The sequence below is a fragment of the Streptomyces sp. NPDC008137 genome (genome assembly GCF_042957035.1).
Lineage (GTDB): Bacteria > Actinomycetota > Actinomycetes > Streptomycetales > Streptomycetaceae > Streptomyces.
Map to the genome: position 1 here is coordinate 135,504 of NZ_JBIBHN010000012.1, position 15,371 is coordinate 150,874.

Annotated in this window: 14 protein-coding genes; 4 read left to right on the forward strand and 10 right to left on the reverse strand. The window is 72.7% G+C overall.

What is annotated here, in order from left to right:
• Positions 1 to 93: 93 nt before the first annotated feature.
• Positions 94 to 1,575, reverse strand: a complete 1,482-nt coding sequence (locus tag ACFZBT_RS21045; protein WP_391105566.1) for an MFS transporter — start codon at positions 1,573 to 1,575, stop codon at positions 94 to 96.
• Positions 1,576 to 1,661: 86 nt separating this feature from the next.
• Here ACFZBT_RS21045 and ACFZBT_RS21050 point away from each other — a divergent pair, with 86 nt between their 5' ends.
• Entirely contained in the window at positions 1,662 to 2,057 is a 396-nt protein-coding gene (locus ACFZBT_RS21050) for a MarR family transcriptional regulator (RefSeq protein ID WP_391105568.1), read from the forward strand.
• Positions 2,058 to 2,094: 37 nt separating this feature from the next.
• Here ACFZBT_RS21050 and ACFZBT_RS21055 read toward each other — a convergent pair whose 3' ends face one another.
• From ACFZBT_RS21055 to ACFZBT_RS21065, 3 genes are all read right to left on the reverse strand, one after another.
• Positions 2,095 to 2,823 (reverse strand): maleylpyruvate isomerase family mycothiol-dependent enzyme, encoded by a 729-nt coding sequence (locus tag ACFZBT_RS21055; RefSeq protein WP_391105570.1) that lies wholly within the window; start codon positions 2,821 to 2,823, stop codon positions 2,095 to 2,097.
• A gap of 54 nt (positions 2,824 to 2,877) precedes the next feature.
• Positions 2,878 to 3,756 carry an SDR family oxidoreductase gene (locus tag ACFZBT_RS21060; protein WP_391105572.1) on the reverse strand — a complete coding sequence of 293 codons (879 nt, stop codon included), beginning with the start codon at positions 3,754 to 3,756 and terminating at the stop codon, positions 2,878 to 2,880.
• 510 nt (positions 3,757 to 4,266) lie between these two features.
• Positions 4,267 to 5,448: an MFS transporter gene (locus ACFZBT_RS21065; RefSeq protein WP_391105574.1), complete on the reverse strand. Its 1,182-nt coding sequence runs from the start codon at positions 5,446 to 5,448 to the stop codon at positions 4,267 to 4,269.
• Positions 5,449 to 5,581: 133 nt separating this feature from the next.
• Here ACFZBT_RS21065 and ACFZBT_RS21070 point away from each other — a divergent pair, with 133 nt between their 5' ends.
• A complete protein-coding gene (locus ACFZBT_RS21070; RefSeq protein ID WP_391105576.1) occupies positions 5,582 to 7,060 on the forward strand; it encodes a glutamate--cysteine ligase in 1,479 nt (492 codons plus the stop codon).
• A 19-nt stretch (positions 7,061 to 7,079) separates the two neighbouring features.
• On the opposite strand, the gene ACFZBT_RS21075 is transcribed toward ACFZBT_RS21070, so the two are convergent.
• Genes ACFZBT_RS21075 through ACFZBT_RS21085 form a run of 3 tightly spaced genes read right to left on the reverse strand, consistent with a single transcriptional unit; the run spans position 7,080 to position 9,793 of the window.
• Positions 7,080 to 8,201, reverse strand: a complete 1,122-nt coding sequence (locus ACFZBT_RS21075) for a Gfo/Idh/MocA family oxidoreductase (RefSeq protein ID WP_391105578.1) — start codon at positions 8,199 to 8,201, stop codon at positions 7,080 to 7,082.
• Positions 8,171 to 8,881: a ThuA domain-containing protein gene (locus ACFZBT_RS21080; protein WP_391105580.1), complete on the reverse strand. Its 711-nt coding sequence runs from the start codon at positions 8,879 to 8,881 to the stop codon at positions 8,171 to 8,173. The genes ACFZBT_RS21075 and ACFZBT_RS21080 overlap by 31 nt, the downstream gene beginning before the upstream one ends.
• 51 nt (positions 8,882 to 8,932) lie before the next feature.
• Positions 8,933 to 9,793 carry a methyltransferase domain-containing protein gene (locus ACFZBT_RS21085; RefSeq protein WP_391105581.1) on the reverse strand — a complete coding sequence of 287 codons (861 nt, stop codon included), beginning with the start codon at positions 9,791 to 9,793 and terminating at the stop codon, positions 8,933 to 8,935.
• A gap of 103 nt (positions 9,794 to 9,896) precedes the next feature.
• On the opposite strand from ACFZBT_RS21085, the gene ACFZBT_RS21090 reads away from it, so the two are divergent.
• The gene (locus tag ACFZBT_RS21090; protein ID WP_391105582.1) at positions 9,897 to 10,325 is read left to right on the forward strand and encodes a MerR family transcriptional regulator; all 429 of its coding nucleotides are present in this window, start codon (positions 9,897 to 9,899) and stop codon (positions 10,323 to 10,325) included.
• A 15-nt stretch (positions 10,326 to 10,340) separates the two neighbouring features.
• Here ACFZBT_RS21090 and ACFZBT_RS21095 read toward each other — a convergent pair whose 3' ends face one another.
• The 3 genes from ACFZBT_RS21095 to ACFZBT_RS21105 form a co-directional block, all read right to left on the reverse strand.
• Positions 10,341 to 11,150 (reverse strand): DeoR family transcriptional regulator, encoded by an 810-nt coding sequence (locus ACFZBT_RS21095; protein WP_391105583.1) that lies wholly within the window; start codon positions 11,148 to 11,150, stop codon positions 10,341 to 10,343.
• A 67-nt stretch (positions 11,151 to 11,217) separates the two neighbouring features.
• Positions 11,218 to 12,273 carry a 4-hydroxythreonine-4-phosphate dehydrogenase PdxA gene (pdxA, locus tag ACFZBT_RS21100; protein WP_391105585.1) on the reverse strand — a complete coding sequence of 352 codons (1,056 nt, stop codon included), beginning with the start codon at positions 12,271 to 12,273 and terminating at the stop codon, positions 11,218 to 11,220.
• Positions 12,270 to 13,508 carry a four-carbon acid sugar kinase family protein gene (locus tag ACFZBT_RS21105; RefSeq protein ID WP_391105587.1) on the reverse strand — a complete coding sequence of 413 codons (1,239 nt, stop codon included), beginning with the start codon at positions 13,506 to 13,508 and terminating at the stop codon, positions 12,270 to 12,272. Before ACFZBT_RS21105 ends, pdxA begins: the two co-directional genes overlap by 4 nt.
• Positions 13,509 to 13,727: 219 nt before the next feature.
• On the opposite strand from ACFZBT_RS21105, the gene ACFZBT_RS21110 reads away from it, so the two are divergent.
• Positions 13,728 to 15,368, forward strand: a complete 1,641-nt coding sequence (locus ACFZBT_RS21110; protein ID WP_391105589.1) for an ABC transporter substrate-binding protein — start codon at positions 13,728 to 13,730, stop codon at positions 15,366 to 15,368.
• The last annotated feature ends 3 nt before the right edge of the window (positions 15,369 to 15,371 follow it).

The window sequence follows — 15,371 nt, forward strand, 5'->3', positions numbered from 1 at the left end:
GTCCGGAAAAGTGTAAAATGTATACTTTTTTAATGGATTGGTCGTGTGTGCCGTCGTCGCGCGGGGCGTCCTGATCGCGAACGGAGACGCTCCCTAGTCGCGCACCGTGACGCGCTCCGCCTCCCGGGGGCTGGCCTTGGCGACCACGACGGACGGCCGGTCCCGGCGGGTTCGCAGGCCGGTGAGGGTGATCAGCAGGCCGACGAGGGCGATGAGGGTCACGACCACGAGGCCGGGCCGGTAGCTGTCGAGGACGGCCTGGGGTGTGGCGGTGCCCTTCTCCGGGCTGTTCGCGGTCACCACCGCCGTCACCACCGCGAGGAAGATCGCACCGCCCACTTGGACCGAGGTGTTGAGCAGCCCCGAGACCATGCCCTGCTCGTGCTCTTCCACGCCGTTGGTGGCCTGGACGTTGAAGGACGGGAAGGTCAGTGCGAAGCCCGAGCCGACCAGCAGCATCGTCGGCAGGATCACGGAGGCGTAGCCGGGGTTCAGGTCGATGCGCAGGAACAGGACGTAGCCGGCCACCATGAGGGCGAAGCCGAGCACCATCAGCCGGGCCGTGCCGAACCGGTCGATGACGGCGCCCACCTTCGTCGCGGAGAGCGCCACCAGCGCGCCCGCCGGGAGGAACGCCAGGGCCGTGTGCAGTGCGGACCAGCCGAGCAGCTGCTGCATGTACAGGGTGACCAGGAACTGGAAGCCGATGTAGCTGCCGACGAACGTCAACGCGCCCAGCTGGGCCCGTACCTGCGGCCCCGAGCGCAGCACCCCGAGCCGGATCAGCGGGCTGGGGCTGCGCCGTTCGACGGCGACGAAGGCGGCCAGCAGTACGGCCACGGCGACGAAGGACAGGACGGTCCGGGCCGCGGCCCAGCCCACCTCGGGCGCCTCGACGACTGTGAAGACGAGCAGCAGCATCGAGGCGGTGCCGAGGACGGCGCCGGGGATGTCGTAGCCGCCTTGGCCGCGCTCGCGCTCACTGCGCGGCAGCAGCTTCAGGCCGACGAACAGGGCGATCAGCGCGATCGGGGCGGGCAGCAGCATGGTGAGCCGCCAGCTGGCTTCCGTGAGCAGGCCGGAGAAGACGAGGCCCATCGAGTAGCCGGTGGCGCCGCAGGTGGTGTAGATGGCCAGGGCGCGGTTGCGCAGCGGGCCTTCGGGAAACGTCGTGGTGATGATCGACAGGCCGGCGGGGGCCGTGAAGGCCGCGCTCAGGCCCTTGATGAAGCGGCTGGCGATGAGCAGCGGCCCGGAGTCGACGAGGCCGCCGAGCAGCGAGGCCAGTGCGAAGACGCCCAGCGCCACGAGGAAGACCTGGCGCCGGCCCAGCAGGTCGGCGGCCCGTCCGCCGAGGAGCAGCAGACCGCCGTAGCCGAGGATGTAGCCGCTGACGATCCATTGCAGCGCCGAGGTCGACAGGCCGAGGTCGGCGCCGATGGACGGCAGCGCGACGCCGACCATGGACACGTCCAGGGCGTCCAGGAACATCGCGGCGCAGAGCACCAGCAGGGTGCCCCAGAGTCGCGGAGTCCAACGTCCGTCGGACGCGGGGGTGGTGAGCGGAGAGATCATGCCCGAGACACTACATGCGCATGCATGCGATGCAAGTGCATTTAATTCAGATGCAACGAACTCGGCACTCTGTTACGGTGCGGCGCATGGCGGCGAAGCAGGCCGAGCAGGCGCTCGTGGAACAGTGGCGGGACATTCTGGCGCTGCATGCGCGAACACAGTGTGAACTGGACCGCGCGCTGCACGGCCACGGCCTGTGCGCCAGCGACTTCGAGGTGCTCGACGTCCTCGCCGGGTGCCGGACGCCGAAGGGCACCCCGTCCTACCGCGTGCAGGAGATCTCCGAGCGCGTCCATCTGAGCCAGAGCGCGCTGTCGCGGCTGATCGCCCGGCTGGAGAAGGAGGGGCTCGTGGAGCGCTGCATGTGCTCCGAGGACCGGCGGGGCGTGGAGGTCGCGCTCACGCCCAAGGGCCGCGCGCTGCACGGCGAGGTGCTGCCGGTGCAGCGCGCGGTGCTGGCGCGGATGCTGACAGAGGACTGAGCCGCTCGGGCACTGAGCCGCCCGGGGCGCGGAGCCGTCAGACCCCGGACGCCTCCCGCCACAGCGTGGCGAGCGCCCGGTCGCCCGTGACGTTCGGCAGGGGAGCCCGGTTCCACAGGGCCAGGTACAACTGCTCCGCCGGGCCGGACAGTTCGCACTCCGCCTCGTCCGTCGCGCCCCGCGTGGTCACGGGCGGTTCCGGGGACAGCCGTACGGTCCACACCGCGTCGGTGTCGTCCGTGCGTACGCGCAGGACACGTGGCCCGGGGGTGCGCACCCGGCTCCTGGGGCGGGCGTGGAAGCCGCGCAGCAGTTCGTCGATGCCGTCGGTCGCGAAGTCCGGGGCGACGGTGGACGGGGCGCCCCCGCGTGCGGACTCGGCGTCGACCCGGTGCACGGCCGTCTCGTGCGACTGCCGCCGGGTCCAGAAGGCCAGCGCGGACGGCGCGGGCAGGAAGGCCCAGCACTCCACGTCGGGCGAGGCGCCGGCCAGGGTGTCGACGAGGTGGCGGTGGCTGTCGCGGTACCAGGCCACGAGCTCCGCGCCGTCGAGGTCCGGGGCCTCACCCGGCGGGCGCGGATCGGTGAGCCCCTCGGCGACGTACGACGCGGCCCAGCGGTGCACCGCGCCCGTATGCCGCAGCAGGTCGCGCACCTGCCACTCCGGGCAGGTCGGCACCTTCGCGTCCGTCCCGGCCTCCTCGGCGGCCGCGGCCAGCAGCAGGCCCTCTGACTCCAGTGCGTGCAGGAACTCGGCGGTCTCCATGGCGCCGAGTCTGCCGCATGGAGCGCGCTCCGGGCCCCGGGATTTCGCCGGGGGTCACGGCAGCGGCGTACCGCCGGTGGCGTTGACGATCTCGGCCGTGATGTACGACGCCTCCTGCGAGGCGAGGAAGACATACGCCGGGGCCATCTCGGCCGGTTGTGCGGGCCGTCCGATCGGCGCCTGCTTGCCGAACGTCTGCGTGTCCGGCAGCGTCGCCGGGATCAGCGGCGTCCACACCGGGCCCGGCGCCACCGCGTTCACGCGGACGCCCCGGTCGATCAGCATCTGCGCCAGCCCCTGCGTGAACGTGACGATCGCGCCCTTCGTCGTCGCGTAGTCCAGCAGGTGAGGGCTGGGCTTGTAGGCCTGCACCGAAGCGGAGTTGATGATGCTGCCGCCCTCCGGGATATGGGGCAGGGCCAGCTTGCACAGCCAGAACATGCCGTACAGGTTGGTGCGCAGCACCCGGTCGAACTGCTCGGTGGTGATCGCCTCGATGCCGTCGGGCTGCGACATCTGGTACGCCGCGTTGTTCACCAGGACGTCGATCCGGCCGAACTCCGCGACGGCGCGGTCGACCAGCGCCCGGCAGTTCTCCTCCTCCCGTACGTCGCACGAGACTGCCACGGCGCGCCGCCCGGCCTCCTCGACCAACCGGGCCGTCTCGGCCGCGTCGTCCTTCTCGTCGTCCAGGTGCGTGAAGAGCACATCGGCCCCCTCCCGGGCGTACGCCAGGGCGACCGCACGGCCGATCCCCGAGTCCCCGCCGGTGATCACGGCCTTGCGGCCCTCCAGGCGGCCACTGCCCCGGTAGGAGTCCTCACCGTGGTCCGGGGGCGGGTCCATCGGCCCGGTCCAGCCGGGATGCGGCTGATCCTGGGAGGGAAACTCGGGGGTCGGGTGCAGGTCGCCGGGGTGCTGCTGTTCGGTCACGGGTCTGCCTCCTCGTCCATGGCGTACGGCCCGACGTTGGCGACGGGCGTGGCCACGGGTACCCCGGAACACGGCGGTGCCGATCGATCGACCGCGGAGGACCGGACCCGCGGACCCCGACGCGCGGGTGCTCGGCGTCCGGCTGCGCCGCTGCCACCGGGGTCCCCGCTTCTCCGGGGCACAGTGAACGACGAGACCGCCGCGAGCAGGCGTCGCGCCTGGCGACCGGCGTCCGGGCGAGCGGCGGGGCGCCGTGAGGGGCACGGCGGCGGTTCGCTGGCAGGGCATTGGTGTGCGGCGGAGTTGCCGACGTCGGTGCGGCGCAATCGGTGTCCCGGTTCTCGGCGAACGGCGAGGCCGCAGTGGCCGGGGTGGGGCTGGTGTCCGGGTTCGCAGTCGGCGGTGAGGCCGCGCGAGCGCTACGACGCGTCCGGCGCCCCGGCAACCGGCCGACGGAACCGGCGCGGCCGGTCCCGGGGCATCGAGCGGCCGGTGCCCTCGGCCGGAGCCTCAGCCCCCGGCCGCCCGCCGCGTCGCTGCCCCCACGAGCGCTCCGACCGCCGCCGCCACCGCGGCGAGCACCGCCACGCTGGTCAGGGCGGTGGGCAGGGTGAACCAGTCGGCCATGAAGCCGATCGCGGGCGGCCCGAGGAGCATGCCGCCGTAGCCGAGGGTGGAGGCCGTGGCGACGCCGCTGGGGCCGGCGAGCGCGCCCGCGCGTTCCACGGCCACCGGGAAGAGGTTCGCGAGGCCGAGGCCCGTGACCGCGTAGCCGAGCAGGGCCGCCCAGAGGGAGGGGGCGAGTGAGCCGAGCAGCATGCCGGCCGCCGCGGTGCTGCCGCCCGCGACGACGGTCCGGGTCCGCCCCAGACGTTCCAGGAGCGTGGTGCCGGTCAGCCGCCCCACCGTCATGGCGAGCGCGAAGCAGGAGTAGCCGGCGGCCGCGGCGCCCGGCGAGGCGTCCAGGTCCTGTTCGAGGTGCAGGGCGCCCCAGTCGGCCAGCGCCCCCTCGCCGTACGCGGTGCACCCCGCGATCACACCGAAGACGATCACCAGCCCCCGGGTACGGCCGTCCAGCCGGCGCGGGGCGTCCTTCGCGGGTCGTTCCCGCTCCGGCGGCGTCGGCGGCTCGTGCCGCAGGAGGGTCGGTCCCGCCAGGGCCGTCACCAGCAGCCCGACGACGGTGAGCAGCAGCAGATGCCGGGTGGGGGAGAGGACCCCCGCGAGCAGCCCGCCCAGACCCGCGCCGATCATGCCGCCCAGGCTGAACGCGGCGTGGAAACTCGGCATGATCGGCCGCCGCAGCGCGGCCACCAGCTCGACGGCCGCGCTGTTGAAGGCGACGTTGATCCCGCCGTACGCGGCGCCGAAAAACAGGAGCACGAGACCGAGCGCGAGGACCGAGTGGGTGAGCGGGGGCAGGGCCACGCTGAGCGAGAGCAGGACCGCGCAGACGACGGTGACCTGATGGTTGCCGTAGCGGCGGCACAGGCGACCGGTGAGCGTCATGGTGATGACGGCACCGGCCGAGACACCCAGGAGGGCGAGGCCGAGCGCGCTGGCGGAGGCGTCAGTCTGTTCCTTGATGGCGGGGATGCGCACGACCCAGCCGGCGAAGACGAAGCCGTCGAGGGCGAAGAAGACGGTGAGTGCGATACGGAGTCGGGTCAGGGAGCTGCCGTCGCCCGGCACTGCACTGTGCGTTCGGGGTTTGTTTATCTGCGGCACAAAATCAGGTTAGGTGGGTGCGGGGGCGGCGACAAGGTGGGACTCTGGGACGAGAGGCATCCGCCGAGAGGGAAGCCGAGGCGACTCGGGAGGACGCATGGGACGTGACGTGCCGGCCCGGGTGTTCACGCGGGAGGACCGCCGTCGCTACCGGCAGAAGATGCACACCGACCTCGAGGTGCTGGCGCGGATGCTCGCCGAGTCGGGCTTCGAGAGCGAGCGCCCCCGGGTCGGGCTGGAGATCGAACTCAACCTGGTGGACGGCGAGGGACTGCCCGCGATGCGGAACACCGACGTCCTTCAGGCGATCGCCGACCCCGCCTGGTCGAGCGAGCTGGGCCGCTTCAACCTGGAGATCAACATCGCGCCCCGGGAACTCACGACCGGCGGCCCCGGAGACTGGGAGCGGGAGATCCGGGAGGCCCTCAACCACGCCGAGGACCGCGCCTCGGCCGTCGGCGCCCACCTGATCATGGTCGGCATCCTGCCGACACTCGGGGAGACGCATGTGAGCGAGGCCGCCCTGTCCGGCGACCCCCGGTACCAGTTGCTCAACGAGCAGATCTTCGCGGCACGCGGCGAGGATCTGCGGATCACGGTCGACGGAGTCGAGCGCCTCGCGACCTACGCGGACACCATCACCCCCGAGGCCGCCTGCACCAGCACCCAGTTCCACCTCCAGGTCGCCCCGAAGGAGTTCCCGCACTACTGGAACGCGGCCCAGGCCATCGCGGGCGTGCAGATCGCCCTCGCGGCGAACTCGCCCTACCTCTTCGGCCGGGAACTGTGGCGCGAGACCCGTATCCCCCTGTTCGAGCAGGCCACCGACACCCGCCCCGAGGAGATCAAGGCCCAGGGCGTCCGGCCCCGCGTGTGGTTCGGGGAGCGCTGGATCACCAGCGTCTTCGATCTCTTCGAGGAGAACGTGCGCTACTTCCCGGCCCTCCTGCCGCTGTGCGACGACGAGGACCCGCAGCGGACACTCGACCTGGGCGGCGTTCCGGAGCTGGGCGAGCTGACCCTGCACAACGGCACCATCTACCGCTGGAACCGCCCGATCTACGCCGTCACGGACAGCGGTCCGCATCTGCGCATCGAGAACCGGGTGCTGCCCGCCGGGCCCACCGTCGCCGACACCATCGCCAACGGCGCCTTCTACTACGGACTGACCCGCGCCCTGGTCGACGAGGACCGGCCGGTGTGGACGCGGATGTCCTTCTCGGTCGCCGAGGAGAACCTGCACACCGCCGCCCGCGACGGCATCGACGCCCGCCTGTACTGGCCAGGGGTGGGCGAAGTGCCGGTCACGGAACTGGTGTTGCGGCGCCTGCTGCCGCTCGCCCACCGGGGCCTGGAGCTGGCCGGCATGGACGACGCGTGGCGCGAACCCCTGCTCGGCATCATCGAGCAGCGCTGTGTCACCGCCCGCAACGGCGCCCTCTGGCAGGCCGAGACGGTCCACCATCTGGAGAAGGCCGGCATCTCCGACCGGCGTGAGGCCTTGCGGCAGATGACCAAGACCTACATGGACTACATGCACATGAACGCGCCCGCGCACACCTGGCCCGTGGACTGACCCCCGCGGCATCGCCCGGTCACACCCGGCCGGGAGCGACCGGGCCCTTCCAGTCCCCGGCGGCCGTCCACGGCACCGGCTCGGGCGCCTGTGCCGAGGTCGTCAGCTCGATCCGTCGTCCCTCGGCCGACGAACGGAGCAGGGCCGTCATCGTCTCCAGGACGTGCAGGGCGAGTTCGCCGTTCGCACGCGGCGCCCGCTGCCCCTCGGCGGTGATGAAGTCGAGCAGGCCGACGCCGCGTGCGCCGTCCTCGTAGCCCGCCGACACCGGCAGGGCGCGCCACCGGGAGTCGCCGAGCGCGTGCAGCCGGACCTCGCCGTCGAAGCGGTTCGGATCGGGCACCGAGAGGGTCCCCGTCTCGCCGTGGACCTCGATCGGCGCGGCCGTGGTCGCCACACCGTCGAAGCTCGTCGTGAGCGTCGTCAGCGCCCCGCCTACGTGTTCCAGCACCCCGGAGACATGACTGTCCACCTCGACCGGGATCCGCTCACCCGTGCGCGGCCCGGAACCGATGACCCGCTCGGCCCGTAGCCGCCCGCCCGCCCCGATCACGGCACGCACCGGGCCCAGCAGGTGGATCAGGGACGTGAGGTAGTACGGCCCCATGTCCAGGAGGGGGCCGCCGCCCTCGGTGTAGTAGAAGTCGGGGTGGGGATGCCAGCGTTCGTGGCCCGGGGTGATCATCACGGCCGAGGCGAACTGGGGGCGTCCGACGCTCCCCGCCTCGACGGCCGCCCGCGCCGTCTGGACCCCCGTGCCCAGGACGGTGTCCGGCGCGCACCCCACACCGACGCCCGCATTCGCGGCGGCCTCCACGACGGCGCGGGCGTCGGCGAGTGTCGCCGCCAGCGGCTTCTCCCCGTAGACGTGCTTGCCGTGACCGATGGCTCCGAGGGCGATGGCGGCGTGGGCGGCCGGGGTGGTGAGGTTCAGCACCGTGTCCACGTCCGGGCTGCCCAGCAACTCCTCGACCGTCATCGCCTCGACACCGGCCAGTTCGGCGGCGACGGCGGCCGAACGGGAGGCGTCGAGGTCGGCGACGGCGGTGACGCGCACGGCGGGATGTCCGGCGAGCGTGTCGAGGTACGCGCGGGAGATGACGCCCAGTCCTACGACGCCGATGCGGTGCGCGTCGCCCACAGCATGCCCCTCTCGATGATGGTGCGGACGTCGGGGTGCTCCAGCACGTCGAGGCTGTGCCCCGGTGTCGTCACCAGGACGCGCCCGGCACCCCACCGGCGGGTCCAGACCGCCGGCGAGGTGACCGGCCGGTGCCAGGGCTGCCACGGCCGGGCGGGATGCGTGGTGGTGGCCAGGACGTCGATGAGGTCGTCGTGGAGCACCCAGTACTGCTCGGTGTCCAGCTCGAAGTCCTCGATGCCCGCCGTGACGGGGTGCGCGCGACCGGCCTCGGTGAGGGCGACGGTGTGCGGCAGGAAGTTGTCCTCCGCCACGCCCCGACGCTCGCACGGTTCCTTTCCCGGGTGGGTCGCGAACTGGCCCCCGACCAGGTGGAGATAGTCGGCGGAGGCGCGGAACGAGTCGGCGATGCCGCCGTGCCAGCCGGTGAAGCCGGTGCCGGCCACGACCGCCTCACTCAGTCCGGCCACCTGCTCGCGCGTGATCTCCGACATCGTCACGCACTGCACGACGAGGTCGGTGGCCGCCATCTCGGCGGTGTCGGCGTAGACGTCGGTCGACTCCTCGACCCGGACGGCGTATCCGTTGTCCCGGAGGAAGGGCAGGAACAGCTCCGTCGCCTTGACCGGCTCGTGGCCTTCCCATCCGCCTCGGACAACCAGGGCTCTCTTCTGCGTCATCGTGATCTCACTATGCGCGGGGCGTCCGGGCTTCGAAAAGAGGGCAGGGCCTCACGAAAGTTTCGCGGCGGCGGCCCGGGCCCCGACCGTCCAGCAGGCCGCGGTGAAGCGGACTTCCGTGCCGTGCACGAACGGTTCGAAGGCGGAGCGGACCGTCTCGACGATCCGTACGCGCGTCTCCTCGTCCACCTCCGGCAGCGCCATGCCGAGGGGGCCGAGCCGGGTGAAGTAGTGGACCAGTTCCTTCTCGGGCAGGGTGCAGTCGATGTCGACCGGCCGGATGTCGATATCGGCCCACCCGCTCTCCGTCAGGACGCGGCGGACCCTGTCCGGGTCCGCGAAGGCGAACTGTCCCGGCTCGTCGGGCCGTCGGACGGGCAGGTCCGGCAGCAGCGGTGCGGCGGCGCGCTGGGCCGTCGTCATGAACGGGTTCTCGGCGGGGTCCCGCCAGACGATCAACCGGAGCGCGGCGTCCTCCCGGGCGGCGCACCGGAGATTGGCGAAGGCCCGGACCGGGTCGTCGAAGAACATGACGCCGAAACGCGAGACGACGGCGTCGAAGGTGCCGGGCTCGAAGGCGTGCTCCTGCGCGTCGGCGCGGACGAAGGAGGCCTGTACGCCCTCCCGCCCGGCACGCTCCCGGGCTGTGTCGATCAACGGCTCGGAGATGTCGACGCCGACACACTGACGCCCCGGGCCGAGCCGCCGCGCGAGAGCCAGCGTGGTGCCGCCCGTCCCGCAGCCGACGTCGAGCACGTGTTCCGCGCCCGCGGCGGACACGGCCTCGACGAGCAGGTCCTCCATGGGCCTGAACATCCCGTCCAGCACCGGCTGGAGATCCACCCAGGCGTGACCGGCCCGGCCGTTCCAGCGGGCGGTCTGTTCGTCGTCGTTCCTGCGCTCGGCGTTCATGGTCGTCGGTTCTCCCTCTGCTAGCCGTCTGCTTGCCCAGTGTCTTGCTTCGGTCGGGGCGAGATGACAGCTTTCTACTTCAAGTCGACTTGAGGTCAAGGGAATGACGGACCTGGACATCGCCGAAGTGGCGCAGCGCGCCGGGGTGCCCGCCTCGACGCTGCGGTTCTACGAGGAGAAGGGGCTGATCGCCCCGACCGGGCGGCGAGGACTGCGCCGGCAGTTCGACCCCGGCGTACTGGAACGGCTGGCGCTGATCGCGCTGGGGCGGAGCGCCGGGTTCTCGCTCGACGAGATCGCGCAGATGTTCGCGCCGGACGGGCCGCCCCGGATCGACCGGCGCATGCTGGCGGACAAGGCGGAGGCACTGGATCGCCGGATCAGCGAACTGGGCGTGCTCCGCGACTCCCTGCGCCACGCCGCCGCCTGCCCCGCGCCGAGCCACATGGAGTGCCCCACCTTTCGCGGCCTGCTCGACGCGGCGGCGTCGGGCGGTGTCCCCACGCCGAGGAGGCGGATGCCCGGCGGCTAGCCGCATGGCCCCGCGCTACGCGGTGTCGCCGTGCGGGCCGGCCGTCTCCCGCTCCGGCGTCGTCGTCACGGTCGCCACCCCGCGCGCCCGCAGCTCCCCGAGGACGGCCGGGTCGGCGGTGTCGTCCGTGACCAGGGTCCAGCCCTCGCGCAGGGCCGTCCAGGCGTGGAAGGGGCGGCGGCCGAGCTTGGCCGCGTGGGCGAGGACGTAGACGTGGTCGGCGCGGCGGGCCATCAGCTCCTTGAGGCGGGTCTGGCGCAGGTCCGCCTCGCAGATGCCCAGTTCGGGGGAGATGCCGTCCGTGCCGAGGAAGACCCGGTCGAACGTCAGGCGCTCCAGAGCGGCTTCCGTGAGCGGCCCGACGAAGCCCTGGCTGAGCGGGCGCAGGGTGCCGCCGAGGCACTCGACGTGCACCGTCTCGACGTCGGACAGCGCCTGGAGGGCGGTGAGTCCGGTCGTCGCCACGGTGAGGTCCTCGGCCGTGCGCAGCTCGTGGGCGAGCGCGCCCACCGTGGACCCGGCGTCGAGCAGCAACGTCTCACCGGGCCGCACCTGGGCCGCCGCCCAGCGGGCGATGGCCTGCTTGGCCTCGAAGGCCTCGCCCACGCGCTGCCGCAGGGACGCCTCGGGGTGCGCGGCCAGCGCCATGGCCCCGCCGTAGGTGCGGGCCAGACGGCCGTCGGTGGTGAGCTTGGCCAGGTCGCGGCGGATGGTCGAGGCCGTCACGCCGAACAACTGCGAGAGCTCCTCCACGCTCGCCAGGCCGGTGGTGGTGGCGAGGTGGACGATGCGGTCGCGCCGCGCCTTGGATCCGGTCACAGACATAGGTTCTTCAGGTCCTCAATAGTCCTGGGCCGTCCTGGGCCGCACGCGTGCCTGCCGCGAACCGAGGTCAGCGGGCGGCCGGAGCGGTCGACATCTCGGCGGCCTGGCGCAGAGCCTCGACCATGCTACCGGCCTCGGCCCGGCCGGTTCCGGCGATGTCGAAGGCCGTGCCGTGGTCGACGGAGGTGCGGATCACCGGCAGTCCGACGGTGAGGTTGACCCCGGCCTCGATGCCGAGGACCTTGACGGGGCCGTGCCCCTGGTCGTGGTACATCGCGACGATGAGGTCGTAGTCGCCGCGCGAGGCCAGGTAGAACGCCGTGTCGGCGGGCAGCGGGCCGCGTGCGTCGATGCCGTCGGCGCGGACCCTCTCCAGCGCCGGGACGATCTTCGTCTCCTCCTCGCCGTAGCCGAACAGGCCGTTCTCGCCCGCGTGCGGGTTGATGCCGCAGACACCGATCACCGGGTCGGGGGTCCCGGCGCGCACCATCGCCTCGTGGCCCCGGCGCACCGTGCGCTCCACCAGGCCGGGCTCGATGCGGTTCACGGCGTCGATCAGCCCGATGTGGGTGGTGACGTGGATGACCTTCACCCGGGGGGTCGACAGCATCATCGACACCTCCTCGACGCCCGTGAGGTGGGCGAGGAGTTCGGTGTGGCCGGGGTAGAGGTGGCCCGCGGCGTGCAGGGCCTCCTTGTTGAGCGGGGCGGTGCAGATGCCGTCCACCTCGCCGCGCAGGGCGAGTTCGGCGGCGACCCGGACGTAGTGGTAGGCGGCGCCGCCCGCGACGGGGGACAGCTCGCCCCAGGGCAGGTCGGCGGGGAGCAGGCCGAGGTCGATCACGTTGATCCGGCCGGGTGTGAACTCCGCCTGGGCCGGACCGTCGACGGGCACGATCTCGCAGCTGACGCCGAGAACGCCGGCCGCCTGCCGCAGGCGCTCGGCGTCGCCCACGACGACGGGGCGGCAGTCGCGCAGGGTGTCGGGGTGCAGCAGCGCCGGCACGATGACCTCGGGCCCGATGCCCGCGCCGTCGCCCATGGTCACCGCGATGACCGGGAGCGGCCGGGAGGCCGCGGAGGTCTGGCCGGCGGTGGCGGCGGAGGAGGGGGCTGCGTTCACGGGGCTACTCCTGTGGGGTCGGTCGGAACGTGACGTACGGGTGCGGGGCGCAGGGCCCGGACGATGCGCCGCAGGGAGTCGGCCCCGCCGTAGCTGCCGGGCCGGGTGACGACCGAGCGGCCGTCGGGTGTGCGGGAGAGGACCGCGCCGTGGTGGATCTGGCCCACCGGGCGCAGGTCGGTGACGCGCAGGGCGTCCAGGACACGGCGGGCGGTCTCGCCGCCGGTGAGGACCAGGTCGCAGTCGCGTGCGGCGTCGGCGACGGTGTCGGCGAGCGCGGCGACGAGACGGCGCGCCTGGGCGAGGTCGGCCGCTCCGGTGACGCGGACGACCGTGACGGCGGTGACGGGGGGTGCGAGCCGCCGAGGGGAGTGCAGGAGATCGCGGGTGCTGAGGGAGATTTCGTGCGCTCCGTCCGCGAGGAGGTGCGCGACCTGTTCGCGTGCTGACGGTTCGGCCGTGCCTACGACGATCAGCAGCGGCCGGACGGCGTCCCCGGCGTCGAGTGTGTTCACCCCGTGCGGGCCCAAGAGCCGCCCCAGGGCACCCGCGAGTCCGCCGGTGCCCAACAGCCGTATAGCGGGGCCCAGTTCGAGAGCCGCGGCAGCGATCGCGTCCAGGTCGGTCTCGGTCTCCGCGTCGCAGACCGGATGCCATCCCTGCGCGAAACGCGCACGCAGGGCTTCTCGTAGCGCGCCGGGAGCTCCGCGTACGTCCGTGAGCGGCACCGGAGCTGACGGCAGGTCACCGAGCGCGGCGGCGACCGAGGTGGGGGCGGGCCGCGCCTCGGAACGCCAGGCGTCCGTCTCGTGCAGCGGCACCCCGTCGAGGTGGACGACCCCGCCCCGGACCGTGCGCCGGGCCGCAGGCAGCGCGGTCGCGATCACCACGCCCCGGCCGTCCCGCGCGTAGGCGGCCGCCTCGGCGGCGAGGTTGCCCCTGAGCAGCGAGTCGACCTTCTTGAAGAGCACCGTTCCGGCGGGCACCCCGTGTGTGACGTCGCGTACCGCCCGTGCCGCCTCGGTGCCCGGCAGCTGCCGCGAGTCGAGATCGAGGACGAGCGACTCCCCGGGCGCGGCGGCGACCGGTCCGGGGACCGGCCCCAGCAGGATCCGGGCGGGCGAGCGCAGCGCCACCGCGGTCTCGGCGGCGCCGGACAGATCGTCGGCGAGAGCGAGTACGGGCCGGTGGGCGGCCTGGCCATGGCCGTCGGAGCCGGCTGCGGAGAGGGACACGGGTACCTCCTCGGGCGGCCCGGTCGGGCTGCCTCGGGAACCGATGATGACATGAGTTGCGCGAAATGCGCGAGACCCCTTGCGCACTTCGCGCAGTCGTGCCACCTTTTCCGGCGCGACACCTGTTCGTATCCCGCCGGCCCGGCCCCCTACCGGACCGCGGCGAAGCCGCACGAACACCACGAGCCGGTCGCCCCCCGGAACGCGAGAAGGTCGACGATGACCCCAAGCCCCTATGACGCACCCCCGGACCACAGCCTCCAGGCCCCCGCCAAGGACCAGCACCCCCAGTCGGAGCCCCTCGGCCGCCCCGTCCGCCGCCGCACCCTGCTGCGTCTCGGCGCGCTCGGCGGCACGGGCCTCGCCCTCGGTCCCCTGTCCGCCTGTGCCGGACCCACCGGGGCCCCCGGCCCCGGCACCCTCACCCTCGGCCTGAACCGCTCACTGGTGAGCCTCGACAACAAGCTGAACCAGTTCGACGCCGCCGTCACCGTGCAGCGCGCGGTCCGCCAGGCTCTCACGGGCATCGGCCCCGGCATGCGCGTCCAGCAGGTCCTCGCCGACCGGTTCGCTATGACCGGGCCGACCACGTGGAGCGTGCTGTTGCGCGAGGGCGTGCGCTACTCCGACGGCAGCCCCGTCACCGTCGAGGACGTCGCCACCGCCCTGGAGATGTACGGCAAGGTCAACGGCTCCTTCCTCCTCGGCCTCTTCCCGGAGCTGCCCACCGTCGAGAAGACCGGCGAGCGCACCTTCGAGCTGCACACCAAGCGCCCCGTACCCGTCCTCGACCGGCTGATGGCCAACATCCACATCACCCCGGCCGCCGCCAACCGCCCCGAGGAACTCCAGAGCGGCGTCGGCTCAGGGCCGTACAAGGTGACCGAGGCCAACAGCGGCGCCGGTGAGTACACCCTCGGCCGCAACCCCCGTTACTGGGGCCGCCCGGCCCACGTCGAAACCGTCCGGGTGCGCTTCGTGCCCGAGGAGTCCAGCCGGGTCATCGCCCTGCGCAGCGGCGAGCTGGACGTCGTCGACACCCTCACTCCGGACTCGGCGGAGCAGCTCACCGGCCTGCCCGGCGTCATCGTCGAGGAGCGGGCCGGCGCGCGCATCAACCAGCTCTTCTACAACTTCCGCAAGAAGCGGGGCGAGCCCCTCGCCGATCCCCGGGTCCGCCGCGCCCTCACCTACGCCGTCGACGGCGACGCCCTGATCAAGGACGTCCTCACCGACTCCGCCCAGGAGGCCCAGGGCGTCGTCCCGCTGGTCCTGGAGGGCGCGATACGCACCGGCGGGTACACCTACGACCCGAGCAGGGCGAAGGCCCAGCTCAAGGCACTGGGCGCCGAGGGGCTGCGGATCCGGATCATCTGGGAGTCGGGCGAGTTCGCCGCCGACAGCTCCGTCATGGAGGCCGTCGCCGACATGTTCCGCGACGTGGGCGTACGCGCCTCCCTGCTCCAGTTCGAACCGGGCGGCGACATCCTGAAGTGGCGCCAGGGCCGCGGCGGCGACTGGGACGTCATCGGCAACGGCTTCCCCGGCACCACCGGCCAGGCCCTCACCTCCCTCCAGGGCATGTACGGCGGCACCCCCGAGCGGGAACGCACCCGCGACACCTACATGGGCTATGTCATCCCGGACATCCAGCGCCGCCTGGAGGACGCCGCCACCGAGACCGACGCCGCCGCCCGCGACCGCAAGCTGGCCGCCGCGCAGCACGCCGTCTGGAACACCTGGCCCAGCCTGTGGGCCTTCGCGCCCAAGACGCTGCTCGCCCGCCGCGAGCGCGTGCGCGACCTGGGCCTGCTCCAGCTCAACTCCTACGACCTGTCCGCCGTACGGCTGGAGGGCTGAGCC

What these genes read in the sequence shown, in the direction of transcription:
- ACFZBT_RS21055 (WP_391105570.1), bottom strand. Translation starts at nt 2,823, where the DNA reads ATGGAGACCGCCGAGTTCCTGCACGCACTGGAGTCAGAGGGCCTGCTG.
- ACFZBT_RS21050 (WP_391105568.1), top strand. Translation starts at nt 1,662, where the DNA reads ATGGCGGCGAAGCAGGCCGAGCAGGCGCTCGTGGAACAGTGGCGGGAC.
- ACFZBT_RS21090 (WP_391105582.1), top strand. Translation starts at nt 9,897, where the DNA reads ATGACGGACCTGGACATCGCCGAAGTGGCGCAGCGCGCCGGGGTGCCC.
- ACFZBT_RS21045 (WP_391105566.1), bottom strand. Translation starts at nt 1,575, where the DNA reads ATGATCTCTCCGCTCACCACCCCCGCGTCCGACGGACGTTGGACTCCG.
- ACFZBT_RS21085 (WP_391105581.1), bottom strand. Translation starts at nt 9,793, where the DNA reads ATGAACGCCGAGCGCAGGAACGACGACGAACAGACCGCCCGCTGGAAC.
- ACFZBT_RS21095 (WP_391105583.1), bottom strand. Translation starts at nt 11,150, where the DNA reads ATGTCTGTGACCGGATCCAAGGCGCGGCGCGACCGCATCGTCCACCTC.
- ACFZBT_RS21110 (WP_391105589.1), top strand. Translation starts at nt 13,728, where the DNA reads ATGACCCCAAGCCCCTATGACGCACCCCCGGACCACAGCCTCCAGGCC.
- ACFZBT_RS21070 (WP_391105576.1), top strand. Translation starts at nt 5,582, where the DNA reads ATGGGACGTGACGTGCCGGCCCGGGTGTTCACGCGGGAGGACCGCCGT.
- ACFZBT_RS21080 (WP_391105580.1), bottom strand. Translation starts at nt 8,881, where the DNA reads ATGACGCAGAAGAGAGCCCTGGTTGTCCGAGGCGGATGGGAAGGCCAC.